Source organism: Plantibacter lichenum, from assembly GCF_050587525.1.
Lineage (GTDB): Bacteria > Actinomycetota > Actinomycetes > Actinomycetales > Microbacteriaceae > Plantibacter.
Genome location: NZ_JBOBFT010000006.1, coordinates 248,143 through 271,478, shown reverse-complemented (window position 1 = coordinate 271,478; position 23,336 = coordinate 248,143). Strand labels below are relative to the sequence as shown.

19 protein-coding genes and 2 tRNA genes are annotated in these 23,336 nt (G+C 68.3%); 14 read left to right on the top strand and 7 right to left on the bottom strand.

The genetic code is table 11. The features are described from left to right. Nucleotides 1–113 precede the first annotated feature (113 nt). The 3 genes from ACQ3HB_RS10695 to ACQ3HB_RS10685 all read left to right on the top strand — a co-directional run bounded on the left by ACQ3HB_RS10695 (nucleotide 114) and on the right by ACQ3HB_RS10685 (nucleotide 1,480). The gene (locus tag ACQ3HB_RS10695) at nucleotides 114–1,193 is read left to right on the top strand and encodes a lytic transglycosylase domain-containing protein (RefSeq protein WP_430920027.1); all 1,080 of its coding nucleotides are present in this window, start codon (nucleotides 114–116) and stop codon (nucleotides 1,191–1,193) included. A 97-nt stretch (nucleotides 1,194–1,290) separates the two neighbouring features. After that, nucleotides 1,291–1,362 (top strand) — tRNA-Thr (locus tag ACQ3HB_RS10690). 44 nt (nucleotides 1,363–1,406) lie between these two features. Then, nucleotides 1,407–1,480: transfer RNA gene (locus ACQ3HB_RS10685), tRNA-Met, on the top strand. Between the two features lie 143 nt (nucleotides 1,481–1,623). Here the strand turns inward: ACQ3HB_RS10685 and ACQ3HB_RS10680 are convergent. From ACQ3HB_RS10680 to ACQ3HB_RS10670, 3 genes are all read right to left on the bottom strand, one after another. Beyond that, nucleotides 1,624–2,310 carry a M23 family metallopeptidase gene (locus ACQ3HB_RS10680; protein ID WP_430920026.1) on the bottom strand — a complete coding sequence of 229 codons (687 nt, stop codon included), beginning with the start codon at nucleotides 2,308–2,310 and terminating at the stop codon, nucleotides 1,624–1,626. An 82-nt stretch (nucleotides 2,311–2,392) separates the two neighbouring features. Continuing rightward, the gene (locus ACQ3HB_RS10675) at nucleotides 2,393–3,079 is read right to left on the bottom strand and encodes a M23 family metallopeptidase (protein ID WP_430920025.1); all 687 of its coding nucleotides are present in this window, start codon (nucleotides 3,077–3,079) and stop codon (nucleotides 2,393–2,395) included. Between the two features lie 84 nt (nucleotides 3,080–3,163). Then, nucleotides 3,164–3,874, bottom strand: coding sequence for a M23 family metallopeptidase (locus ACQ3HB_RS10670; protein WP_430920024.1), 711 nt, complete (start codon nucleotides 3,872–3,874; stop codon nucleotides 3,164–3,166). 476 nt (nucleotides 3,875–4,350) lie between these two features. Here ACQ3HB_RS10670 and ptsP point away from each other — a divergent pair, with 476 nt between their 5' ends. Further along, on the top strand, nucleotides 4,351–5,958 hold the full coding sequence (gene ptsP, locus ACQ3HB_RS10665; protein ID WP_430920039.1) for a phosphoenolpyruvate--protein phosphotransferase: 1,608 nt from the start codon (nucleotides 4,351–4,353) through the stop codon (nucleotides 5,956–5,958). Between the two features lie 45 nt (nucleotides 5,959–6,003). On the opposite strand, the gene ACQ3HB_RS10660 is transcribed toward ptsP, so the two are convergent. Further along, a complete protein-coding gene (locus ACQ3HB_RS10660) occupies nucleotides 6,004–7,038 on the bottom strand; it encodes a GTP-binding protein (protein ID WP_430920023.1) in 1,035 nt (344 codons plus the stop codon). Between the two features lie 73 nt (nucleotides 7,039–7,111). On the opposite strand from ACQ3HB_RS10660, the gene ykgO reads away from it, so the two are divergent. From ykgO to ACQ3HB_RS10645, 3 genes are all read left to right on the top strand, one after another. Beyond that, complete coding sequence (ykgO, locus tag ACQ3HB_RS10655; RefSeq protein ID WP_422779160.1) at nucleotides 7,112–7,234, top strand: type B 50S ribosomal protein L36; 123 nt, start codon at nucleotides 7,112–7,114, stop codon at nucleotides 7,232–7,234. A 110-nt stretch (nucleotides 7,235–7,344) separates the two neighbouring features. Beyond that, a complete protein-coding gene (locus ACQ3HB_RS10650; RefSeq protein ID WP_430920022.1) occupies nucleotides 7,345–7,902 on the top strand; it encodes a histidine phosphatase family protein in 558 nt (185 codons plus the stop codon). Between the two features lie 265 nt (nucleotides 7,903–8,167). After that, the gene (locus ACQ3HB_RS10645) at nucleotides 8,168–8,947 is read left to right on the top strand and encodes a sulfite exporter TauE/SafE family protein (RefSeq protein WP_430920021.1); all 780 of its coding nucleotides are present in this window, start codon (nucleotides 8,168–8,170) and stop codon (nucleotides 8,945–8,947) included. Between the two features lie 88 nt (nucleotides 8,948–9,035). Here the strand turns inward: ACQ3HB_RS10645 and ACQ3HB_RS10640 are convergent, their stop codons facing one another. Further along, entirely contained in the window at nucleotides 9,036–9,947 is a 912-nt protein-coding gene (locus ACQ3HB_RS10640; protein ID WP_430920020.1) for an alpha/beta fold hydrolase, read from the bottom strand. A 198-nt stretch (nucleotides 9,948–10,145) separates the two neighbouring features. On the opposite strand from ACQ3HB_RS10640, the gene ACQ3HB_RS10635 reads away from it, so the two are divergent. The 4 genes from ACQ3HB_RS10635 (at nucleotide 10,146) to ACQ3HB_RS10620 (ending at nucleotide 12,839) form a co-directional block, all read left to right on the top strand. Further along, nucleotides 10,146–10,754: a DUF937 domain-containing protein gene (locus ACQ3HB_RS10635; RefSeq protein ID WP_430920019.1), complete on the top strand. Its 609-nt coding sequence runs from the start codon at nucleotides 10,146–10,148 to the stop codon at nucleotides 10,752–10,754. Between the two features lie 95 nt (nucleotides 10,755–10,849). Next, on the top strand, nucleotides 10,850–11,296 hold the full coding sequence (locus tag ACQ3HB_RS10630) for an FAS1-like dehydratase domain-containing protein (protein ID WP_422779165.1): 447 nt from the start codon (nucleotides 10,850–10,852) through the stop codon (nucleotides 11,294–11,296). Then, nucleotides 11,293–11,715, top strand: a complete 423-nt coding sequence (locus ACQ3HB_RS10625; RefSeq protein ID WP_430920018.1) for a MaoC family dehydratase — start codon at nucleotides 11,293–11,295, stop codon at nucleotides 11,713–11,715. Before ACQ3HB_RS10630 ends, ACQ3HB_RS10625 begins: the two co-directional genes overlap by 4 nt. After that, nucleotides 11,712–12,839, top strand: coding sequence for a UDP-N-acetylmuramate dehydrogenase (locus tag ACQ3HB_RS10620; protein ID WP_430920017.1), 1,128 nt, complete (start codon nucleotides 11,712–11,714; stop codon nucleotides 12,837–12,839). The genes ACQ3HB_RS10625 and ACQ3HB_RS10620 overlap by 4 nt, the downstream gene beginning before the upstream one ends. 74 nt (nucleotides 12,840–12,913) lie before the next feature. On the opposite strand, the gene ACQ3HB_RS10615 is transcribed toward ACQ3HB_RS10620, so the two are convergent. Further along, nucleotides 12,914–13,594 (bottom strand): GntR family transcriptional regulator, encoded by a 681-nt coding sequence (locus ACQ3HB_RS10615; protein ID WP_430920016.1) that lies wholly within the window; start codon nucleotides 13,592–13,594, stop codon nucleotides 12,914–12,916. Between the two features lie 353 nt (nucleotides 13,595–13,947). Here ACQ3HB_RS10615 and ACQ3HB_RS10610 point away from each other — a divergent pair, with 353 nt between their 5' ends. From ACQ3HB_RS10610 to ACQ3HB_RS10600, 3 genes are all read left to right on the top strand, one after another. After that, the gene (locus ACQ3HB_RS10610) at nucleotides 13,948–15,051 is read left to right on the top strand and encodes a hypothetical protein (RefSeq protein WP_430920015.1); all 1,104 of its coding nucleotides are present in this window, start codon (nucleotides 13,948–13,950) and stop codon (nucleotides 15,049–15,051) included. Nucleotides 15,052–15,324: 273 nt separating this feature from the next. Further along, nucleotides 15,325–17,442, top strand: coding sequence for a purple acid phosphatase family protein (locus tag ACQ3HB_RS10605; protein WP_430920038.1), 2,118 nt, complete (start codon nucleotides 15,325–15,327; stop codon nucleotides 17,440–17,442). A gap of 77 nt (nucleotides 17,443–17,519) precedes the next feature. Then, the gene (locus ACQ3HB_RS10600; RefSeq protein WP_430920014.1) at nucleotides 17,520–21,761 is read left to right on the top strand and encodes a metallophosphoesterase; all 4,242 of its coding nucleotides are present in this window, start codon (nucleotides 17,520–17,522) and stop codon (nucleotides 21,759–21,761) included. Nucleotides 21,762–21,941: 180 nt separating this feature from the next. Here ACQ3HB_RS10600 and ACQ3HB_RS10595 read toward each other — a convergent pair whose 3' ends face one another. Continuing rightward, a complete protein-coding gene (locus tag ACQ3HB_RS10595) occupies nucleotides 21,942–23,135 on the bottom strand; it encodes a pyridoxal phosphate-dependent aminotransferase (RefSeq protein ID WP_430920037.1) in 1,194 nt (397 codons plus the stop codon). Nucleotides 23,136–23,336 lie beyond the last annotated feature (201 nt).

Genomic DNA, 23,336 nt, shown 5'->3' with positions numbered 1-23,336 from the left:
GCGCCCCGGACCCGCCTCGCGCTCGCGGCACAGACCCGCGCTCGGCACCGCGCCCTGGCCGCGGAGCGCGTGACGACGAGGGCGACGTCCGATGCCGCGGGTACGGTTGGGTCGTGGCGAATCGGACGGCGGCAGGCACCCCTGGACGCCGGAAGTCCACCGCGGCATCCGGGTCGCGATCGGGTTCCGCTTCCGCTTCGGCTTCTCCGTCCCGGAAGCGTCCCGTCGCCGCCAAACGTGCAGCGGACACGACGAAGCGCAGCGCCGCCGCGGCAGCGAAGGGCCGGACGGTCTCCGCGAAGCGACGCCCCGCATCGGCCGCTCCCAAGCCGCATCGTGCATCCCGCCCACGCCGTTCGCCCCGCGTGCGCCGCTGGCCCCGCACCGCCCGCTCACGCCCCAAGTCCTCCCGCGGTCCCGCGCGAGGCGCCCTGCACGGCAAGCGTTGGCTCATCATCGGCGGCATCGTGTGCGTCGTCGCGATCGCGGTGGTCGTGGGTGTGCTGCTCGCTGTACCGGCGTTCCTGGAACGCACGCATCCGGCTGAAGCGACCGTGCAACTCGCCCCGCATGCAGCGCCGGACGGGCCGGGTCTCGCAGCCGTGCCCCGTCCGGGTGGGCCGCCCGCGGGCATCGCGGATCGTGTGGACTCGACGTGGGCGCAGCAGACCGCCGCCCGTACCGGCATCCCCCTCCGCGCCCTGCGTTCCTATGCTGGAGCGTCGCTCGCGATCGCCGAGTCGCGTCCCGAGTGCGGCATCGGCTGGAACACGATCGCGGCGATCGGGCGGGTCGAATCGGTGCACGGGACCATCGACGGCGGTGCGATCAACGACGCAGGCGTGACGGTCCCGCCGATCATCGGCCCCGCCCTCACCGGCCAGGCGTTCGACGCCATCGCCGACACAGACGGCGGCAAACTCGACGGCGACGCCCGCTGGGATCGTGCGGTCGGGCCGATGCAGTTCATCCCGTCGTCGTGGAAGATCTGGGGCGTCGACGGCAACGGGGACGGCATCGCGGATCCGCAGAACCTCGACGATGCAGCGCTCAGCACGGCCGGATACCTGTGCGATGCCGGTGGGCAGTTGCAGGACGAGGGGAACTGGGTGAACGCCATCCGGTCGTACAACGGTGCGGACAGCTACCTGCACAAGGTGGCGGACGCGGCGAACGAGTACGCGGGCCGCTGATTGGCGTCGTACACCTTCGGTGACGAGCGTGTGCGCGGGCGCCTCTCGGGGATGCTATTCTCTACTGGTGCCATTCGCGCGACAGTGCGACGGCAGCGCCCCGATAGCTCAGTGGTAGAGCACTTCCATGGTAAGGAAGGGGTCGTCAGTTCAAACCTGACTCGGGGCTCGTTACTCTCCGTCGATGCGCTCGCCCGCTCACGGGGAGTACGCGGCAGGGTAGCTCAGTTGGTGAGAGCGCACGACTCATAATCGTGAGGTCGCGGGTTCGAATCCCGCTCCTGCTACATTTTCCCCCGGTTCGCCGGGGTTTTTGCGTTTCTGGGGTGCTTCAGTGCTACCGCGCGACTAGGCCCGTATCTGCGCGCGCAGAACCGCCCCTCCGTGTGGGCGAAGGGGCGATTTCTGCATAATCTGAGTTGGACGCAACCTACGGCTTGACGACTACTCCAAACGCGGCGACATCGTCAACGACCTTGACACTCGTGTCACTGATGCCGCGCTGCCCCAGCCACCACTGCACGCCTGCGAGCTCGGGCTCGGTGGCGATCGGTCGGCGGATGATCATGTTGCTGAGATACACCATGGGGGTGCCCTGTCCGCGAACGAGGATGTACATGTCGTCTTCTTCCTGTAGTGGGTTGGTGGTGCCTGGGTCGTCGCCGTTGAGGCGAGCTTGGATGAATGGGATGGGATCGAAGCGGCTCGCTCCGCCCTGGGTGCCAGCGATATCCCACCCCATCGTCAAATGCAGGTGCGGTGCGTATTCGAACGTGCCATCCGCTGTGCCGCCGATGCCGCCGACGATGCCGCCGCGGGGGACGTTCTCGCCGACGGTGAGAGGTGAGGCCGTCCACTGGTGGCAATAGCCCGAGAATGCGCCGTCGGCATGGGAAAGCGTGACCATGTAGCCGAGTCCCGGGTACCAGCCACTGAAGACGACACGACCTGCCGCGATGGCCGGGATGGGCGTTTTGCTCTGACCAGAACTGCCGCCATTGAAGTCGGATCCTCGATGCGGGGAAGACGGAGTGCGCCAGGGCGGGCTCGTGTTCCCGAACTTATCGTCGGTGTCATACCACTCGATCGGGAACGGGAACTGATACTTGAGAACCATTGCCCCTCCTTTCTATGTGTGTGAATGAAGCCGGAGGGCTTCGTGAAGAGTGCGAGCGAGCAGAAGTGGCTCGCAGCCCGCCCTATGCCGCTGCAGTGATGTTCCTGTAGCCCTGAATGATTGCCGGGGACTGAAGGCCGGCGAGCTCGATGATGTTCTGCGCGCGGAGCAGTTCGACCATCGCCGTCGTCGGAACGTTCCAGTACGAGTGGTTGCCGTGGTCGACCACGAGCCAGTGCCAGCCGGCGTCGCCGTTCTGACCGTTGATGGGAATGCGTACGAGACGAACCATGTCGTCCTCCTTCGGTTGTGGGTTGGTGGTGCCTGGGTCGTCGCCGTTGAGGCGAGCATTGATGAAGGCATACGGGTCCGTGGTGACGCTGATGTCGACGTTGTTCCACGTTCCGTCGGCCGTGTAGGTCATCGTCAGGTGGAGATGGGATGCTCGTGAGGCGGTGCCGGTGTTTCCGACGGTGCCGACGATCGTTCCGCGAGTGACGGCCGCGCCGACCGCGAGCGGTGATGCGAACTTCATGTGGCAGTAGCCGGAGTACATGCCATCCGGATGCGCGATGACGAGCACGTTCCCGAGGGCTGAATTCCAGTTGTTGTACGAGACGGAACCCGTTGCCACAGCTGGGATGCTTGCGCCGTCACCCGGCTGGTAATCCACGCCGCGATGAGCTTGTTCGCGACCGCCTGCCCAGGATCCCCAACCGTCGGTTGCCTGATCGGTCTGCGCGAAGGGCTGTTGATACTTCAGAACCATTGCCTCTCCTTTCTCTGTTGTGAGGTTTCACGGCCACTTGTTAGTGCCGCGATGCGCACGACCAGGGGTCGTGCGCGAAGGCGCTCAGACGGCTGACTTCGCGCCTGACGTCGCGGGCAGTGGCGCCTTGATCTCTCGGAACTTGCCGAGCGTGTTGGTCCAGGCCGGCTCGGAGAACGTCGACACCTGTGTGATGCCCGCGCTCACCAGATTCGAGACGACCATGAGCTCGTAGGTACCGAGGAATCGGTACTCCATGCGGACGTTGTCGACGGCTGCGACCATGCCGTTCGCTTGATACTTCCAGTACTGCACGTCTTGTTCTCCTTTGGATGTTGGTGTGGGTGTGGTGCCGGGATCGTCGCCGGTCAGACGACCGTTGATGAAGATGAACGGGTCAGTTGTGACGTTAATGTTGCCGTTGTTCCACGTGCCGTCCGCGGTGAACGTGACAGTGAGGTGCAGGTGCGGCCCCGTCGTCGCCGAACCCGTGTTGCCGACATACCCGATGACCTGGCCGCGTGACACCTGCGTTCCCGGCTGGAGTGAGGAGCGTTCGCGCATGTGGCAGTAGCCGGAATACATGCCGTCGGGATGAGCGATCACGAGGACGTTGCCGAGGGCGCCGTTCCAGACGTTCGCGGACACTGTTCCGGATGCGACTGCGGCGATCGTCGAGCCCGCCCCGGGCTGGTAGTCCATGCCTCGATGCGCCTGGGTCCGGCCTCCGGTCCAGGAGCCCCAGCCATCAGTGAGGTCAGGATTCGACGTCGGATGCTGGTACTTGAGAACCATTGCCCCTCCTTTCTGTGTGTCTGTGAAGGATGATGTCCTCCGACATTCGAACGTGTGTTCGGTTGTGTATCGAGTATCGGGGCGTCTCCGGGAAGGGCGAAGGAAAACCGTTCGGTTGTCGATGGTTTCCGCTGAGGGGCCGGTTGATGCCTCCCCGCAGTCGAGCCGATGCCACGCACGAGATGAGGGGAACGGCCCGAGGAGAGGACGGAATCGTTGGATTCGTCCTCGTGTCGTGCCGTTCCCCTCCTGTCGAGCGACTAGGTCGGCGGCCTCCCTGCCGGCCGCTGGGGCAACCAGGCCCAGACGCAGCAGGCCGCAGCACCCGCGCGCTCACCCAGGGAGCCGGGGTAGCCTCGGAGGACGAACGTCCAGGCGCGCGCCTTCGGCTGCCGCCAGCATCGAGAGGAACCACTGTGACGACGCTCACTGGCGCCGGAGTCGGCCGCGCATCGGCTGTCGGACCCGTCCTGATCATGTCGGAGCCCCTCCCGGCGCCCGAGCACACGCCGTTCACCGGCGATGTCGAGCAGGAGGTCGCGCGGACGCTCGCAGCACTCGCCGAAACGGCCGCTGAGCTGCAAGCGACGGGCGAGCGCGCGGGTGGTCAGGCGAAGGACGTCCTCGAATCGCAGGCCCTCATGGCCGAGGATCCGGCGATCGCCGATGGTGTGCGCGAGCGCATCACGGCCGGCGCGACGGGCGAGTACGCGGTGCACGAGGCGTTCGCCGAATTCCAGTCGATGCTCACCGCACTCGGCGGGTACATGGCGGAACGCGCGACGGACCTCGGCGACGTCTCGCAGCGCGTCATCGCGAAACTCCGCGGCGTCCCCGTCCCCGGGCTGCCGGTCTCTGACACCCCGTTCGTCCTCGTCGCACGCGACCTCGCCCCCGCGGACACCGCGCTGCTCGACCTCTCCAAGGTCCTCGCCGTCGTGACCTCAGGCGGCGGACCCACCTCGCACACGGCGATCCTCGCGCGCTCGAAGGGCATTCCGGCGCTCGTCGGCGCGGAGGGCGTGCTCGCGCTCACGGACGGCACGGTCGTCATCGTCGACGCCGCGGCGGGAACGATCGACACCGAACCCACCGAGGCCGCGATCACTTCCGCGCGTGCCGCCATCGCCGCCCGCGAAGCCGAGGCCAGTGCCCCCGTCACGCCGGGTCACCTCGCCGACGGCACCGCTGTCCCGTTGCTCGCGAACGTGGGATCCGCCGACGACGCGGCCGCGGCGATCGAGCTGGGCGCGGAGGGCGTCGGCCTGTTCCGCACCGAGTTCCTCTTCCTCGACGCTGCCTCGGCACCGACGGTCGAGAGCCAGGAAGCCCAGTACCGGGCGCTCTTCGCCGCGTTCACAGGCAAGAAGGTCGTCGTCCGAGTGCTCGACGCGGGCGCGGACAAGCCGCTCAGCTTCCTGACCGACGAGGGTGAGGAGAACCCGGCGCTGGGTCGTCGCGGGCTCCGTGCGCTCCGCGCCCACGAGGACATCCTGCGCGATCAGCTGCGCGCCCTCGTCGAAGCGGCTGCCGGCACCGGCGTCGAGCTGTGGGTCATGGCGCCCATGGTCGCCGACTCCGAGGACGGCGCCTACTTCACCGCACTCGCGCGCGAACTCGGTGTGCAGGTGGCCGGCGTGATGGTCGAGGTGCCGTCCGCAGCGCTCCTCGCAGAACAGATCCTCGACGATGCCGACTTCATCAGCATCGGCACGAACGACCTCACGCAGTACACGCTCGCCGCCGACCGCCAGCTGGGAACAGTCGCGGGCTACCAGGATCCGTGGCACCCGGCCGTGCTGCGACTCGTGCGTGAGGCGGGTCGTGCGGGAACCGCGACCGGCAAGAGCGTCGGCGTCTGCGGCGAGGCTGCCGCCGACCCGTTGCTCGCGGTCGTGCTCGTCGGTCTCGGCGTCACGAGTCTCTCGATGAGTGCTGCCGCGCTCGCCGATGTGCGTCGCGAGATCGCCGGTTACACGCTGCCCGAGGCGCAGGAGCTCGCCGGCCGGGTGCTCACTGCACGCACCGCCGCAGACGCACGGGCGATCGCTGCGGAGGTCGTCGCGGCGCGCACTGCTGCATAGTTCCGTTCCGGGACGGAATGATGGATTGGCTCAGGCCTGATCGGTTCAGTCTCGGTCGGTGGGATGCGGTTCCAGCCAGACGGTGAACGCGTCCGGGAACCCGGCCCAGGTGACGGGATCCGCGAGGAGTTCAGCATCGGTCAGGGCGCAGTCGTGGAGTGCCGCGAGGAGCGCGGCCGTGTCGACGTCGATCCCCGTGAAGACGAGCTCCTGTCCGATCGCCGTCTCGGGGTGAGAGGCGTCGAAGGGCGTCGGATCGAGTTCGAGCATCGTCCCAACCTGTTGCAGCATCCCGATGGCGGATCCGCGTGAGGCGAGCTGGCAGAAGCCCGCCGTGCGAACGATCCGTCCGAAGCGACCGGCTTCGATGGGTCCGTCGAACAGGTCGAAGAGTCGGCCGGGATGCATCGGCCTCGCGCTCTCGAAGAGGGTCGTCGTGACGCGAGGGTGCTCGACCCAGGGCGTGTGCTCCCCGTTGATCTTCGACACCCAGCCGGGTGAGCCGGTGAAGCGGTCGAGGTCGAACGGTGAATCCGTGTACCGAGCGGTCCGGCTTGCGTCGGCGAGTCGCACGAGGGCGGTCGGGTTGAGATTGCTGAGGAGCGCGAGCAGGACGGCGAGGCGCTCGTGGCTGACGCCGTGCCGACCGGCGACCGCGATCGTGTCCGCGTACTCGAGCTGCTCCATCGTGATCATCGCGCGGCTCGTGTAGGCGACGACGTCGGCCGACGGGTGGCCGATGTAGCGGTCGTCCTCGAGGTCGAGCAGGATGTGCGCCGCGTCGACGACCGTGACGACGGCGTCGAGGAGCACGTCGGGCGCGCGCGTGATCACGGCAGAGACCGCGTCGACCGGCTGGACCGTGGCGCCGCAGTCGATGACGAGGCGCCGGGGAGGGACCGGGTGTGCGAGGAGTGCATCGACGGCTTCATCGATGAGGGTGGCGATGCTGCCGACGCCGATGGGGCGCTCGATCGTGACGAGCGCGGCGAGGTCGTTCGCGATGCGACGCGCGACGGTCCGCCGCTCCGGCGGGCAGGCGCCGAGGACGAGGGTGACGGTGAGCGGGGCTGAGTGCACGGGAGACTTCCTGGTCGGTTGTGGCTTACGATGCTACTGAGAAGGATTCTCAATAACAAACCGGAGGCGTCACATGAAGGTCAGGGCATCGCTCAAATCGTTGAAGAACAAGCCGGGATCGCAGGTCGTCAGGCGGCGCGGCAAGGTCTTCGTCATCAACAAGAAGAACCCGCGCTGGAACGGACGGCAGGGCTGAGCGTCGGCGAGGGCTGTGGGTGATGGGTGCGCGCCGTCGCCCACAGCCGCCCGTCAGAGGGCGCGGGTAGGCTGAAGACGTCCCGTCCGGCAAGCCGAAAGCGCAGCTCCATGACCTTCGCCCTCATCCGCCACGGCCAGACCGACTGGAACTTCGCCCGTCGGCTCCAGGGCACGACCGACATCCCGCTCAACGACGTCGGACGCCAGCAGGCCCTCACCGCGGCCCCGCTCCTCACCGGTCACTGGGACGCGATCGTCAGCTCGCCGCTCGGCCGGGCGCGTGAGACGGCGAGCATCATCGCGACGGAACTCGGCATCGAGCTGGGCGGCACGTACCCGGGCTTCATCGAGCGCCACTACGGCAAGGCCGAGGGGGCGAACGCTGAGATCATCCGCGCCAGCTGGCCCGACCACGACTACCCGGAGATGGAACCGGCCGACGCCGTGACCGAGCGCGGACTGCTCGCGCTCGAGCAGCTCGCGGCTGAGTACGGCGATGCGAACGTGGCGATCGTGAGCCACGGCACGCTCATCCGGCTCACGCTCACGGCGATCGCGGGGCGCGAGATCGAACCGCTCGAGAACTGCTCCATCTCCACGCTCGAACGCACCGCGGACGGCTGGGCGGTCATCGCCGCCGGCGCGACGCGGGTCGCTTCCGTCTGAGGGCGATCGGTCCCTGAGGGCACTTCGACAAGCTCAGTGACCGGGGTGTTGCTCGGTGGCCGGATGTGGCTCGGTGACCGGGTGGCGGCTCAGTGACCGGGAGGCCTGGTCCCTGAGCCTGTCGAAGGGCGGGGTCGGGGTGGTGCACTTCGACAAGCTCAGTGACCGGGGTGTTGCTCAGTGACCGGGGTGTTGCTCAGTGACCGGGAGGTCCGGTCCCTGAGCCTGTCGAAGGGTTTCGACGACGACGGGATACGGTAGAGCCGTGACCAGTACCCCCAGCCCGACCGTCCGCATCGTCTGGCTCATCGTCACCGGACTCGTCGCCGGGTTCCTCTCCGGCCTGTTCGGCGTGGGCGGCGGCATCCTCATCGTCCCGGCGCTCGTGTTCCTCGTCGGCTTCGACCAGCGCCTCGCCGCCGGCACCTCGCTCGCCGCGATCGTCCCGACCTCGATCGTCGGCGTCATCTCCTACGCCCTCCACGGAACGGTCGACTGGCTCGCCGCCGTCATCCTCGCCATCGGCGCGATCGCCGGCGCCCAACTCGGCAGCTACCTCCTGCAACGCCTGCCGAAACGCGCGCTGCAGTGGGGGTTCATCGGCTTCCTCGCCGTCGTGATCGTGACCCTGTTCCTGGTGATCCCGTCACGCGACTCGAGCATCGTGATCAGCGTCGGCACGGTCATCGGACTCGTCGCACTCGGCTTCGTGACTGGTGTGCTCTCCGGGCTCCTCGGCATCGGCGGCGGCGTGATCGTCGTGCCGATGCTCATCGTGCTGTTCGGTTCGAGCGACCTCGTCGCGAAGGGCACATCGCTCCTGATGATGGTTCCGACCGCGATCTCCGGGACGATCGGCAACGCCAGACGGAAGAATGTGGATCTGAGGGCGGCCGCGATCATCGGGGTCGCGGCGTGCACGACGACCGCGCTCGGGGCCGTCGTGGCGGCGTGGATCCCGCCGTTCGTCGGCAACCTGCTGTTCGCGGCGTTCCTCATCGTGATCGCGGTCCGGATGGTGCTGCAGGCGGTTCGGACTCGCTGAGGTCCGCCCTTCGACAGGTTCAGGGACCGGGCCCTTCGACAGGCTCAGGGACCGGCCCTTCGACAGGCTCAGGGACCGGGCGTGCGGCTCAGGGGCCGGTGTGCGCGAGCAGCCAGTCCATCGCCGCAGGGCACTGATCGAGCGCGGAGATGTGGCCGTCGCCGGGCAGCAACCAGAGTTCCGCACGCGGGATCCGGTGGAGCAGCCATTCCGCATGGGCGGGCGGGATGACGCGATCGTCCGTGCCCTGGACGAGCAGGACCGGGCAGGCGATGTCGGCGACGTCGAAGCCCCATGGGCGCACGAACGCGAGATCGTCGTCGACGATGCCGGCCGTCCCCTCCGCCGAGGCGAGTCCCACATCCGCGCCGAGCGACGCCCACGTGCCGTCGAGGACGGCATAGTCTCGTGCGTTGAAGCTCGTCGGGTCGAACTCGGCCGTCTCCTCGAACCGTTCGCGCGCTTCGCGTCCGTCCAGGGCCGCGCGCAAGGAGGGGCCGTCGCCCGCCATGCCGGCGAACCAGTCGATGTCGTCGGCCGCTTCGATCGGCGCGAGTCCCGCCACGCACGCCGCGGCAGTCACCCTGCCGGGGAGCAGTGCAGCGCAGGCGAGCGCGTGGGGTCCGCCGCCGGACGCGGCGAGGACCGCGAACCGGTCGAGGCCGAGCGCATCGGCGAGCTCCTCGACATCCGCGGCGGCCGAGGCGACGTTCCGATCCGGAACGGGGGTCGAACCGCCGTAGTCGGGCCGACCGTAGGAGATGAGCCGGATGCCGCGTTCCGCCGCGGCTCCGAGGAGTGGCTCGAGCAGCGCGCCGGTCTGCGGCGAGCCGTGGAACCAGACGATCGTGCACGTCGGTTCGTCGATGGCGAGGCCGACTGCGAGGTCGGGCGAGATCGTCGCTGAGGCCTTGTTGCCTGTGCGCTCGCCGCTGCCCGCGCTGTCGTGGACCGACAGCGTCCGGCCGTCCTGCAGACGGAGTTCCCGACGAATGACCACGCGCACATCGTAAGTCGATCGGTGGCAGGAGTCGATGGCGTCGCGCGTGTCGTCGCATCCCGTTCACGTCGTGTCCACGGGATGCGACGCATCGGGTGCACGGATCGTCCGGAATCGGGGTCTGTGCGCGGGCGGGACTGCGCGGTAGCCTGGCAGCGATTGGCGGCGCGCCGATGCGCCGTCAGGAATGAGGGTGTTGTGAGCAGTCTGGAAGATCTCATCGCGCAGTTGCCGATCGGCGACATCGCCAAGCAGCTCGGCGTGGACTCCGGCACGGCGGAGGCCGCGGTCAAGCAGGCTCTGCCCGCGCTCGTCGGCGGTCTGGAGGCGAACGCGAAGGAGGGCGGCGCCGATTCGATCGCGAAAGCGGTCGAGCAGCACGGGACCGCGCTCGTCGACGGCGGCGTCTCGCTCGCCGACGTCGACACGGCCGACGGTGAGAAGATCGTCGACCACGTGTTCGGCGACAAGAAGCAGGACGTCGTCGCGGCGCTCGGCAACACGCAGCCGGCGGCGGCATCGAGCCCCATCAGCGGCGATCTCATCGGCAAGCTCCTTCCGATGCTCGCTCCCGTGGTCATGAGCTTCCTCGCGAAGCAGTTCCAGGGGAAGCAGGAACCGGCAGCGTCTGATGCTGCCGGACAACCGGCTGCAGGCGGCGGCGGCATCGGCGATGTCCTGGGCGGGCTCCTCGGCGGCCTGACGGGTGGCGGCACCTCGTCCGGCTCCGGCGGTTCCGCGGGCGGCGGCCTCGGCGACATCCTCGGCTCGCTCGGCGGCCTCTTCGGCGGCGGCACCAAGAAGTAACCCGTCGAAGCCCGCGAGGGGTCGCAAACGGTCAGTCCGGACCCGGTCCGACTCGCCATATGCGACCCCTCGCGGGCTGAGAGTAGGGTTGGGGGGTGTCTGTGAACCCTGAACTGCAAGGGCGGGTCCTCCCATCCGCCCCGCCCTACCTGGTCGGACGCGAGAAGGTGCGCGAGTTCTCCCGCGCCGTGTTCGCGACCAACCCCATCAACCTCGATCCGGAAGCCGCCCGCGCAGCCGGATACGCGGATGTCGTCGCGCCGCCGACCTTCCCGGTCGTCGTGCAGGAGCAGACGCTCGCGCAGCTCCTCGCCGAGCCGGACGCCGGCATCGACTTCAGCCGTGTCGTCCACGGCGACCAGCGGTTCATCCACACCCGTCCCATCGTCGCCGGCGATGAACTGACGGCGACCCTCACGGTCACGAGCATCAAATCGCTCGGCGGCCACTCGATGGTGACGTGCGAATCCAACATGACCGATGCGACCGGCCAGCACGTGGTGACCGCGATCTCCACCCTGGTCGTCAGGGGAGACGAATGAGCCTCGACATCGCGGCGCTCGCCGCAGGCGACGTGGTCGCAGAACGGACCGTCGAGCTGAGCCGAGACTCGCTCGTGCGCTACGCCGGCGCGTCCGGCGACTTCAACCCCATCCACTACCGCGACGACGTCGCGACCGCAGTGGGCCTCCCCGGCGTGCTCGCCCACGGGATGCTCACGATGGGCCTCGCCGTGCAGGCGGTCGTCGACTGGATCGGTGATCCCGCGAAGATCCTCGACTACCAGGTGCGCTTCACTCGTCCCGTCCTCGTCGACGCACAGGACGGCGCGACTCTGCACGTGAGTGCGAAGATCGGCAAGCTCGACACCGAGGCCGGAACGGCGCGCGTCGACCTCACGGTCACCTACGCCGACCAGACCGTCCTCGGCAAAGCGCAGGTCGTGGTCTCGCTCCGATGACGTCCGTCCGGCTGAGCGACTACACGACGCTGCAGGTCGGCGGCATCGCGACCCACTTCGTGGAGTGCACGACGGAGGCCGACCTCGCCGATGTCGCACGACGCGTGTGGGCGGACGGCGGTGATTGGCTGCTCATCGGCGGCGGATCGAATCTGCTGATCGGCGACGAGGAGATCGACGCGACGGTCATCCGGGTCGCGACTCGCGGCATCGAACGGTTGGATGCGGCCGCCGGAACCGTTCGTCTGCGCGTGCAGGCGGGGGAGTCGTGGGACGGGCTCGTCGCCCATGCCGTCGAGCAGGGGTGGGCCGGCATCGAAGCGTTGTCCGGCATCCCCGGATCGACGGGAGCGGCGCCCGTGCAGAACATCGGCGCGTACGGCCAGGAACTCGTTTCGGCGCTCGTGTCCGTCGACCTGCTCGACGAGGCGACCGGGGACGTCGTCACGGTTCCGGCCGCGGAGCTGGAGCTCGGCTACCGCACGTCCGTCCTCAAACGGCACGGTGGTGCGGCGCCGGAGCGCGAGGCGATCGTCCTCGCTGTGACGATCGACCTCACCGATGTCGGTGTGGGCGGAGCCGGTGCGCCGATCGCCTATGAGCAGTTGGCCTTCGCGCTCGGAGTCGGGCTCGGGGAGGCCGTCCCGATCGCCCAGGTTCGTGCGACCGTCCTGGCGTTGCGCGCGTCGAAGGGCATGGTGCTCGATGCCGCCGATCGCGACACCGCGAGTGCCGGCTCGTTCTTCACGAACCCGATCGTCTCGGAGCACGTCGCGAGATCGCTCCCCGCCGGTGCGCCGTGGTGGCCGGTGGAACCGGAGGTGGACACGGAGTACGTCTTCGAGCTGGGGGCCGTGGTGAACCCGCCGATCGCGCAACCGTCCGAGCGGCTCGTGAAGCTCTCGGCGGCGTGGCTCATCGAGCGGTCCGGCATCCGTCGAGGGTATGCGATCCCCGGTTCCCGGGCCGCGGTGTCGTCGAAGCACACGCTCGCGCTCACGAACCGCGGGGGAGCGAGCGCCGAGGAGATCGCCCAGCTGGCGCGATTCGTCCAGGCGCGGGTGCTCTCCGAATTCGGCGTGCTCCTGCAACCTGAGCCGGTGACGGTGGGCGTCAGCATCTAGCGCGCTTCGAAGGCGTTCGAGGGCGTACGCGGCATTCTGGTTCGGCGCCGAGCGTTCCGCGTTCGTCCGATCGGTCAGACGCGCTCGCGGGCGCCGGGCAGCTGGTGGAGTGATTCCGTCGCCAGTTGCGCGGCCAGGGCATCGCCCGTGAGCGTCGCCTCGCGCAACGCCGCATATGCGTCGCGCATCGTCGGGAAGTCGAGGATCGTGCTCAGCTGCCCGATGCGCAGCCGGTACGCGAGCCCGTCGAGGGAGTCGTTGCACACGCGGATGAGCAGCTGGTTGCCGCAGTGTTCGACGTAGTGGTTGAAGAGGTGCAGCGTCGCGATGCTGAGACGTTCCGCGTCCACGTCGGAGCCCTCGGCAGGGCTCAGGTGCACGAGGGTGCGGTCGATGGCGTTCGCGATGACGTCCCGCGTCGAGGCATCGAGACGGGGGACGGCGAGTCGGACCACGCCGCCGAGGAGGACTCCGAGAGCGTGGACGGCCTCAACGGCATCGGTGCCGTCGGGCGCGGTCACTCGCGTGTACCGGTTCGCGGCCATCTCGATGAGCCCCGTCCTGCGAAGCTCGTTGAGGGCGTCGCGGACGGGTGTGCGCGAGACGCCGAGCCACGTCTGCAACTGCTCGTCGTGGAGTCGTTCGCCCGGTGCGAAGGTGCCGTCCATGATCGCTGCCCGGATCGCTTGTGCCACGGTGTCGCGCAGCATGGGACGCTCGGCGTGCGCGACCTGAGTGACGGTGGGAACGGGCATGCAAGACTCCGGCGGGGTAGGAACGGTGGATCCGATCGTAACCGTCGCAGGATCACGCGCTTCACCGCGGGTGTCCAGGTCATTCCACGCATCTCTCGCTCCACCGGGGGTTGGGATCGGTGACCGACCGGGGCGCGGCACCGCCTCTCTTGTATCCGATGATCATCAAGAATACCAAAATTTTGGATGCTGACAAATGTGCTGTGCGAGTGAGGACGGCGACCGGCATGATCGACGAGACGAAGCGGGAAGGCGGACGATCCGACGTGTGCAAGCCCTTGCCGGTCCGTCCGGCGTGGGTAGAGTTGTTGGCGCAACACCCGCCTCCGGGATGATGCGGAAGGGGAGAAGCGATGTCGTTCCAGCCGCCAGATCAGGCCGGTGTGCCCCCTGAGCCGTCTGATCCCCAGCCGCCGCAGCCGCAGTACGGCCAGCCGCAGCAGCCGCTCCACGGTCAGCAGCCGCCCCACTACGGCGCTCCGACCCCGCCGCAGCAGGCGCCAGCGCCGTACGGACAGCAGGGGCAGCCCGGACCCTACGCCCAGCCCCAGTCGTCTTCCGGGCAGCAGCCGCCTCAGTACGGGCAACCGCCCCAGTCCGGCCAGCCGTCCCAGCCGTACGGGCAGCAGCCTCAGTACGGGCAATCGCCTCAGTACGGGCAACCGCCTCAGTCCTACGGGCAGCAGTCGTACGGCCAGCCCGTTGGCGCGGGTGGCCCCGGCTTCCCGCCCGGTCCACCGCGCAAGGGCGGCTTTCCCGCGTGGGCGTGGTGGCTCATCGGTGGCGGAATCGTCGTGGTGATCGCGATCATCGTGATCGTGTCGATCATCGCCAGCAGCCTCGCGGCGGGGATCGTCAACGCTCCCGACTCCTCCTCTCGGCAGCCGACGCCCATGGAATCCGCGGAGCCGAGCGATCCGCCGTCGTCCGCTCCGCAGTCCGGCGCCGTGTCGATCGACGAGTTCTGGCAGGTTGACAGTGCCCCGGACGTCTCGGTCTCGCTGCCGAACGGGTGGGTGCCGACCGACTCGGACGCAGAGGGCGTCCGTGCCTGGACGAACGGTGCGCTCGGGTGCAACTACTCGGTGGAGTCGATCGATTTCGATCCCACCGGCAGCGTCGGCGGTGGGACGGGTGACTACCCGGCGACGCGTGCCGTGGCCCTCGATGACGTGAGCCGATTCACGGACCAGCTCGCCGATGCGTCGCTCAACGACGACGACGGCCGCGTTGACGTCGGCACGGAGCAGGGCGGAACGGTCGAGTTCGTCCTCACGACGATGAAGTACACGAGCGAGAACACGGGCAATCCGGCCGGACTCTACAGCGCCTTGCGCGTGGCGGAGCAGGGAAGCGTCCTCGTGAACCTGTTGCTGACGTGCGACGGCAACACGCTCGTGGGTGCCGACAACCCGTGGCAGACGCTCCTCGACGGGACGACGATCGCGGGTCGGTGATCGTCGGGGGCCGCCGTTCGCCGTAGTGCATGCGAGCGGCTCGCCACAACAGTGTTCGGCGGTTCCAGGGTGAACTCCTGTTGACCGGTTGAACCGTTCCAACGGGCGCGTGGGAACGGCGGGAGAACGTTCGGGGAACCTCGTTGTCCGACACCCATTGGACATCGTGGGTTCGTTAGCGTGAGCGGCGCTGCCTCCGATGGCAGCGCCCCGAACACCACCGGCTGGTCACGCCGGTCCTGCCCGAAGGACACCTTCCCCCGATGAAGAGCGATCTCTCGGCGCGCCTGCGCGCGCCTCAGCCCTCGAACAGCGCTCCTGGCGGGCGGTCTCGCCGCCACAGTCGCCCTCGTCTCACTCGGCGGTGGTATCGCCTACGCCGCCGGCGGTCTGAACCCGCCGCCCGTCGCCCCCGCGACCGTTCACGTCGCGTCAGCGGTTCCGGATCGCGTCATCATGACCCCGACCGAGACGCCGTTCTCCTCACAGAACGTCTCCTGGCGCACGTCGATCGACGTCACGACCGCGCAGCTCCAGCTCAGCGCTGCGACCAAGGGACCGCCCAAGGCTGGATCCACCGTGCCGGCCGTCAGTACGACCGGTTTCGCGACCGACCTCGGCTACTCGATCAAGTACCACACCGCCACGATGACGGGCCTCGCGCCGTCGACCGCCTACCTGTACCGGGTCGGCGATGGCACGACCTGGAGCGAGTGGTTCGAGTTCGAGACGGCCGCGGCGGCCGCGGCGCCGTTCTCCTTCCTCGTGCAGGGCGACGCCCAGAACGATGTGAAGTCCTACGCCTCCCGGTCGTTCCGCGCCGCATCGGAAGCGCGCCCGTACGCGAAGGCCGTCGTCCACCTCGGCGACCTCATCGACACCGACGTCGCCGACGCTGAATGGGGTGAGTGGTTCGGTGCTGCGGGCTTCGCGAACTCGTCGATGAACGTCCTCGCGACCCCCGGGAACCACGAGTACTACCCGGGCCCGGACCTCACCCGCTACTGGGGTGCGCAGTTCGAGTACCCGCGCAATGGTCCCGCCACGACGCCCGCGATCAAGCAGATCTACGACGAGAACGTCTACTACACGGACATCCAGGGCGTGCGATTCATCTCGCTCAACGCCTCGGTGATCAACGGTGCCGAGATGGAGTCGCAGAGCGCCTGGCTCGACGGCGTCCTCGAATCGAACCCCGGCAAGTGGAGTGTCGTCTCCTTCCACCAGCCGATCTTCTCCGTCACGTCCGGCCGCGACAACGCAACCATCCGCAATGCGTGGCTGCCGATCTTCGAGAAGCACAACGTCGACCTCGTCCTGCAGGGCCACGACCACGCCTACGGTCGCGGCAACCTCATCGCGAACGAGCAGAACCTGCCTGCTGGGGCTGACCCGGCGACGAGCCAGACCGGCCCCGTCTACATGGTCACGATCGCCGGACCGAAGATGTATGTCCCGGACCCGCTCGAATCCAACAACTGGATCAAGAACGGCGCGAATCTGCGCAGCATGAACCGCGACACGCAGATGTACCAGACCGTCGACGTCACGGCCGATGAGATCCACGTGGAGAGCCACAAGGTCACCGGTGAACTCTTCGACGCGTTCACGATCACGAAGTCGGACGACGGCGTCAAGCTCGTCACCGATGAGACGGTCGCACGTGCATCCGGCCCCGGCTCCGCGCGTGCCGATGTCAAGGCGCCCGAGCGGCCGACGCCGGCGCAGCCCGGTCCGGGATCGACGCCGGAACCCACGCCGACGCCCACGCCGACGCCCAAGCCGACGGACGAGCCCACGCCGAAGCCGACGGACGAGCCGACCTCGACTCCGAAGCCGACCGTCGAGCCCACGGTCGAACCCACGGTCGAACCGACCGTCCAGCCGACGACGCCACCCACCACGGCCCCGCCGACGACCACTCCCACGACTCCGCCGACGGACAAGCCGGAGCCGAAGCCCGCGGCAGAGCCGACACCCATCGAGCTGTCGGCGACAGGCATCGCGGCCGGCGGCACGCTCGGGATGCGCGGTGGCGGCTTCTGGGCGAACGAGGACCTCGAGGTCACTCTGCACTCCGACCCGATCACGCTCGGTTACCCGAAGGCGGACGCATCCGGCGCGTACTCCTTCCAAGCGCACATCCCCGCGGGAGTCGCCCCGGGGGCGCACACCGTCACGGTGCGCGGCCTCGAGTCCGGGGCGACCGTCGACGCGCCCATCACCATCCTCGAGGTGGGCGCAGCCACGACCGGTGAGCGCGACCTCGCCCGCACCGGAGCGGACGGTGTCGGCATCCTCGTCGCCGTCGCGGGCGGAGCGCTCCTCCTCGGAGCCGCCGCCTTCCTCATCGTGTTCTTCCGCCGCCGCACCACGGGAGACGAAGCCTGATGCGATCCCCGTTCGGCGCCCGCACGCCAGTCCCTGAACCGACACCCCCGTTCGAACCGAGGAAAGAGCCTCAACCCATGACCACGTCCACTCGTCGAAGCGGCCGCCGCAAGCCGTTCGGTGCGCTCGCAGCGGCAACCCTCGCGGTAGCGCTGCTCGGCTCGCTCGGGGCGACCGCTCCAGCGGTCGCCGCCCCGAGCTCGGCAGCTGCGGTGGCACCTGCCGCCGGGGCACCAGCGGCAGCTGCCACCGTCTCGCCCATCGTCCAGCACGGTCCGTCCCGCATTCCGGATCGCCTCGTCCTCACGCCGTCCGGAGACCTCGCGACCTCGCAATCGGTCACCTGGCGCACCTCCACCGGCGTGAACACCGCGCAGGCGCAGATCCGTGTGGCGACGGCCGAGCCGTACCGCACCGACCTCACGACCGTGCAGGCGTCGAAGAACGTCGACGTGCCCACCGACAAGGGCTACGACGAGTCCTTCCACACGGTCGCGTTCACGGGTCTGAAGTCCTCCACGCAGTACCAGTACCGTGTCGGGGACGGCACGAACTTCAGCGAGTGGCAGCACTTCACCACCGCGTCGGCCGCGCCGGACGACTTCTCGTTCATCTACCTCGGCGACGTGCAGAACGGCATCAAGTCGGACGCCTCGCGGGTCATTCGGAACGCCTTCCGCGACCGACCGGACGCGAGCATCGTGCTGCAGGCCGGCGACCTCATCGACGACGCGAACGACGACACCCAGTGGGGCGAGGTGTTCGACGCCTCCGGGTACACCTTCGGCACGCAGAACTTCCTTGCGGCCGCGGGCAACCACGAGTACCAGGGCGAGGCGCTCTCCAAGCAGTGGCAGGCGCAGTTCGCCTACCCGGACAACGGACCGAAGGGTTCCGCGGCAGTCGAAGCGCTCCTCAAGGGGACCGTCTACTACTCCGACTACCAGGGCGTCCGCTTCATCTCGCTCAACAGCAACATCACGGAGGCGTCTGCGCTCGCCGTCCAGACGGCATGGCTCAAGCAGACGCTTGAGCAGAACCCCAACAAGTGGACGGTCGTGTACTTCCACCACCCGGTGTTCTCGCTCGACGAAGGCCGGAACAACCGTGCGATCCGCGAGTCCTGGCTGCCGCTCTTCGAGGCGAACAACGTCGACCTCGTGCTGCAGGGCCACGACCACAACTACGGTCGCGGCAACTCCAACGAGGCCGAGAAGGGCAACCCGGTCAGCTGGAACAAGGAGCTCAGCTACGACGGTCCCGTCTACGCCGTCTCGGTCGTCGGTTCCAAGATGTACGCGGGAGCCGGACCGCGCCTGTGGAACGAGAACGACGCTCACCTCAAGAAGCTCGGCGGCGACATCGAGCTCTATCAGCTCATCGACGTCTCGGGCGATTCGCTCCGCTACGAATCACGCACGGCCGACGGCGTCTACTACGACGGTCTGACGATCGTGAAGAACGAGGCGGGCAAGGCCGTGACGGACGACACCGTTCCGCAGGTCATCGAACCGGGGACGTCCGTGCCGTGCCTCGGGTGCGTGCCGAACCCGGATCCGGGCGGCCCCACCGACCCGGGGACACCGGAGCAGAGCGTCGACTACACCGTCGTCGGCGGTCTCGCCTCGCCGAAGCAGGACGCTGTCAAGCTTCCCGCCGGTTCCGCGTTCTCCCAGAAGAAGGGCGCCCTGTACCTCGGCGACCAGAACGGCCGCACGGTCTCGGAGATCGATCCGGACACCGACACGATCCGCCGCACGATGACGCTCCCGGAGAACATCCGCGACCTCGGCATCGACGATGAGCGCGAGCTCCTCTACGTGGGGCAGCAGAACCGGAACTGGGTGGTCGTGTCGATCGCCGATGCGACCTTCGGTCAGATCGTCCGCGGGCCGTTCCCGTTCATCGAGTCCAATCGGTCGATCGATGTCGACCCGGTCCGTGGCTACGTCTACGGCGCCGTCCCGTCTCGCGGTGTCGAGGTCCTCGACGCGGTAACGGGCGCCTCGCTCGGCGTGATCGGCGGGACGGCCGACGCCTACTACGTGTCCGCCGACCCGGCGAACGGTCTCGTCTCGACCGTCTACTTCAGCGATGTGAAGGACGCGAAGAACATCGAGTCCTTCGACGTCGACAACGCGTTCGCGTCGCTCTGGTCCTCGAAGAGCCGGGCGAACCCGCGTCAGCTCGATGCGGACGGGATGAACGGCCTCCTCTATGTCGGCTACACCGGCACGGCCGTCGGTTCTGGCGGATTCACGGTGCACGACGCCAAGACCGGCAAGGTCCTCGGCGACTTCGCCGATCCGAAGTACGGCAAGGACGGCTACGGCATCTCGGTCGATGAGCAGCAGCAGCGGGTCTTCGTCTCCAATCGCGACTACCGCTTGAACCCGCCCGGGTCCGAGAAGGATCCCGTCGCGGTCACCGTGAGCAAACGGGTCCTCGACGCCGGCTACGAGTACGCGCCCGTCGCGAACCTCGACTCAGCCAACCCGTCGAACACGCAGCTGCCGGCCGGCTCCGCGTTCTCCGAGGCGAAGGGCGTCCTCTACCTGGGCGACCAGAACAGCCGTACGATCTCGGAGATCGACCCGGAAACCGACACGATCCTGCGCACGATGACGCTCCCGGAGAACATCCGCGACCTCGGCATCGACGACGCCGGTCAGCTCCTGTACGTGGGTCAGCAGAACCGGAACTGGGTGGTCGTGTCGATCGCCGATGCGACCTTCGGTCAGGTCGTCCGCGGGCCGTTCCCGTTCATCGAGTCCAACCGGTCGATCGATGTCGACCCCGTGCGCGGCTATGTGTACGGCGCCGTCCCGTCCCGCGGTGTCGAGGTCCTCGATGCCGTGACGGGCGCATCGCTCGGTGTCGTCGGTGGGACGGCGGGGGCGTACTACGTCGCTGCCGACCCGGCTCGCGGCATCGTCGCGTCTGCATACTTCGAGGACGTGCCCGGGGCGATCAACGTCGCCGCGTTCGACGTGGACAAGGGCTTCACCCCGCTGTGGGAGACGCCCACCAGACCGAACGCCCGCCAGCTCGACATCGACTCCACGAACGGGCTCGTGTATGTCGGGTACACGGGCACCGGTGCTGGCACCGGCGGGTTCTCCGTCCACGACGTGAAGACGGGTGCGGTCCTCGCCGATCTCGCCGACCCGAAGTACGGCAAGGAGGGCTACGGCATCTCGGTTGACGAGAAACGTCAGCGCGTGTTCGTCTCCAACCGTGACTTCCGCCTGAACCCGCCCGGTTCGGAGCGGACGCCCGTCGCCGTGACGGTCAGCCAGCGTGCCGGCGTCACGACCCCGACGGATCCGACCGATCCGACCGATCCGACTGACCCCACTGATCCGACTGATCCGACGGACCCGACGGACCCGACTGATCCGACGGACCCCACGGACCCGACGGATCCAGGACCGGTCGACCCCACCGATCCGACGACGCCGCCGACCGGACTCAGCTACGCGCCCGCGCCGCTGACGGCGATCCCGTCCTCGGAGGCGAATGCCGACCTCGACACGAAGCCCGTCGGATCGGTCGTCGACCCGGTGAGTGGTCACGTGTTCGTCGGCAACGAGCAACGGCCCGCCCGGGTGCTCGAGATCGATCCGGCCACGGACACCCTCGTCGCCACCCATGTGATCCCGGGCGGAACCGATGAAGGCGTCCGCGACGTCGCCATCGACGCGGCCACGGGGGAGCTGTACGTGGCGTACGGCAACTCGTGGAGCGTGGTGAAGCTCGCGGACGACACGATCGCACGCGGTCCGTTCGCCTTCACCGCGAACGTGCGCGGCATCGACGTCGACACCGCCTCCGGACGGGTGTTCGGGGCGACGCGGGGGACCGGCTTCGAGGTCATGGACGCGACGACGGGGGCGAAGATCACGACGGTCGCGACCGACGGCGCCAACTGGACGACCCACGGCATCGCGTTCGACGCCACGGCGAACCGGATCTACACGACGAACGACAACTCGGCGGGGACCGAGGGCGTCCGGGTGTACGACGGGACGAGCTACGCGCTCCTCTCCTCGCTCGCCGCGGTCAAACCGGACTTCCGGTCCGTCGCCGTCGATCCGCTCGCCGGTCGTCTGTACATCGGGCACTCCTCCGCGGCGTTCGATGCGAGCGGCGTGCTCATCCTGCGGGCGGCCGATCTGACGCAGATCGCGAACCTGCCCGGAACGGCGTACGGCAACAAGGTGTACGGCGTCTCGGTCGATCAGGCGAAGGGAGTCGTCTACGTCTCGGCGCGCGACCGGTTCCCGACCGGCCTCATCGCGCTGCAGCGCAGCCGCTAATCAGACCCGGTCGCTGAGCCTGTCGAAGGGCACCATCCGCCCGAGACCCGGTCCCTGAGCCCGTCGAAGGGCTCGATCTGTGCGGCACCCGGTCCCTGAGCCTGTCGAAGGGTACCCGCCGACGACAGAACCCCACCAGCCTTCCGGCCGGTGGGGTTCCGTCGTGCAAGCGGCTTCGCGTCAGGCGAAGAGTCGCTGGAGGCGCTGCACGCCCTCGAGGAGGGCGTCGTCGCCGAGCGCGTAGCTGAAGCGCAGGTAGCCGGACGGGCCGAACGCCTCACCGGGCACCGCGGCGACCTCCGCCTGGTCGAGCATCAGGTCGGCGAGCTCGAGCGAGGTCTGCGGCGTGACGCCGCCCCACGTGCGACCGAGGAGCGCCGTGACGTCCGGGTACACGTAGAACGCGCCCTGCGGCGTCGGCGTCTGGAAGCCGTCGATCTTGTTGAGCTCGCTCACGATGAGCTTGCGGCGACGGTCGAACGCATCACGCATCTGCTCCGCTTCGATCTGCGGACCCGTGAGGGCGGCGATCGCTGCGCGCTGCGCGATGTTGTTGACGTTGCCGGACAGGTGCGACTGCAGGTTGCCGAGCGCCTTGATGGCGTCCTTCGGGCCGACGGTCCAGCCGACACGCCATCCGGTCATCGCGTACGTCTTCGCGACGCCGTTCACGAGGAGGGTCTGCTCGGCGAGCTCCGGGACGGCCTCGACGATCGACACGGCCTTGACGCCGTCATAGGTGAGGTTCTGGTAGATCTCGTCGGTGATGACCCAGATGCCGTGCTCGAGCGCCCACTCGCCGATGGCCTTCGTCTGCTCGAGCGAGTAAACGGAACCGGTCGGGTTCGAGGGGGAGACGAACAGCAGGACCTTGGTACGCTCCGTGCGGGCGGCTTCGAGCTGCTCGACGGTGACCTGGTAGTTCTGCGACGCGTCGGCGAAGACGTCGACCGCGACGCCGTCGGCGAGGGAGATCGCCTCGGGATACGTGGTCCAGAACGGGGTGGGGACGATGACTTCGTCGCCCGGGTTCAAGAGGACCTGGAACGCCTCGTACACCGACTGCTTGCCACCGTTCGTGACGATGATCTGCGACGGGTCGACGGTGAGACCGGAGTCGCGCAGCGTCTTCGCGGCAATCGCCTCACGGAGATCGGGCAGCCCGGCGGCCGGCGTGTACCGGTGGTTCTTGGGGTCGCGCGCAGCGACGAGGGCGGCCTCGACGATGTGCTGCGGCGTGGGGAAGTCGGGTTCACCGGCTGCGTAGCTGATGACCGGACGGCCCTGGGCCTGGAGGGCCTTCGCTTTCGCGTCGACCTTCAGGGTGGCGGACTCGGCGATGGCCGAGATCTTCTGGGAGAGGCGTGGTGTCAGGGGCACCCTTCGAGCGTACCGGCAGGCGCATCCCCTGTGGAGAATGTGTCAGCCGGTTCCGAGGCTGCCCTCCCTCCCCACCACAACTCCTTCAATCCGTCTCTCCACCGACTGTCCCCATCGCGCATAACTCCTTCGATCCGGACCGCTCCCGCCGCAGACCCCCGGAATGTCGGGGCGGCGAGCTGGACGGACAGACGG

Excerpts from the sequence above, each read along its gene's own strand:
- ACQ3HB_RS10680 (WP_430920026.1), bottom strand. The coding sequence starts at position 2,310 with ATGGTTCTCAAGTATCAGTTCCCGTTCCCGATCGAGTGGTATGACACC.
- ACQ3HB_RS10675 (WP_430920025.1), bottom strand. The coding sequence starts at position 3,079 with ATGGTTCTGAAGTATCAACAGCCCTTCGCGCAGACCGATCAGGCAACC.
- ACQ3HB_RS10670 (WP_430920024.1), bottom strand. The coding sequence starts at position 3,874 with ATGGTTCTCAAGTACCAGCATCCGACGTCGAATCCTGACCTCACTGAT.
- ptsP (WP_430920039.1), top strand. The coding sequence starts at position 4,351 with ATGTCGGAGCCCCTCCCGGCGCCCGAGCACACGCCGTTCACCGGCGAT.
- ykgO (WP_422779160.1), top strand. The coding sequence starts at position 7,112 with ATGAAGGTCAGGGCATCGCTCAAATCGTTGAAGAACAAGCCGGGATCG.
- ACQ3HB_RS10650 (WP_430920022.1), top strand. The coding sequence starts at position 7,345 with ATGACCTTCGCCCTCATCCGCCACGGCCAGACCGACTGGAACTTCGCC.
- ACQ3HB_RS10625 (WP_430920018.1), top strand. The coding sequence starts at position 11,293 with ATGAGCCTCGACATCGCGGCGCTCGCCGCAGGCGACGTGGTCGCAGAA.
- ACQ3HB_RS10620 (WP_430920017.1), top strand. The coding sequence starts at position 11,712 with ATGACGTCCGTCCGGCTGAGCGACTACACGACGCTGCAGGTCGGCGGC.
- ACQ3HB_RS10615 (WP_430920016.1), bottom strand. The coding sequence starts at position 13,594 with ATGCCCGTTCCCACCGTCACTCAGGTCGCGCACGCCGAGCGTCCCATG.
- ACQ3HB_RS10610 (WP_430920015.1), top strand. The coding sequence starts at position 13,948 with ATGTCGTTCCAGCCGCCAGATCAGGCCGGTGTGCCCCCTGAGCCGTCT.
- ACQ3HB_RS10600 (WP_430920014.1), top strand. The coding sequence starts at position 17,520 with ATGACCACGTCCACTCGTCGAAGCGGCCGCCGCAAGCCGTTCGGTGCG.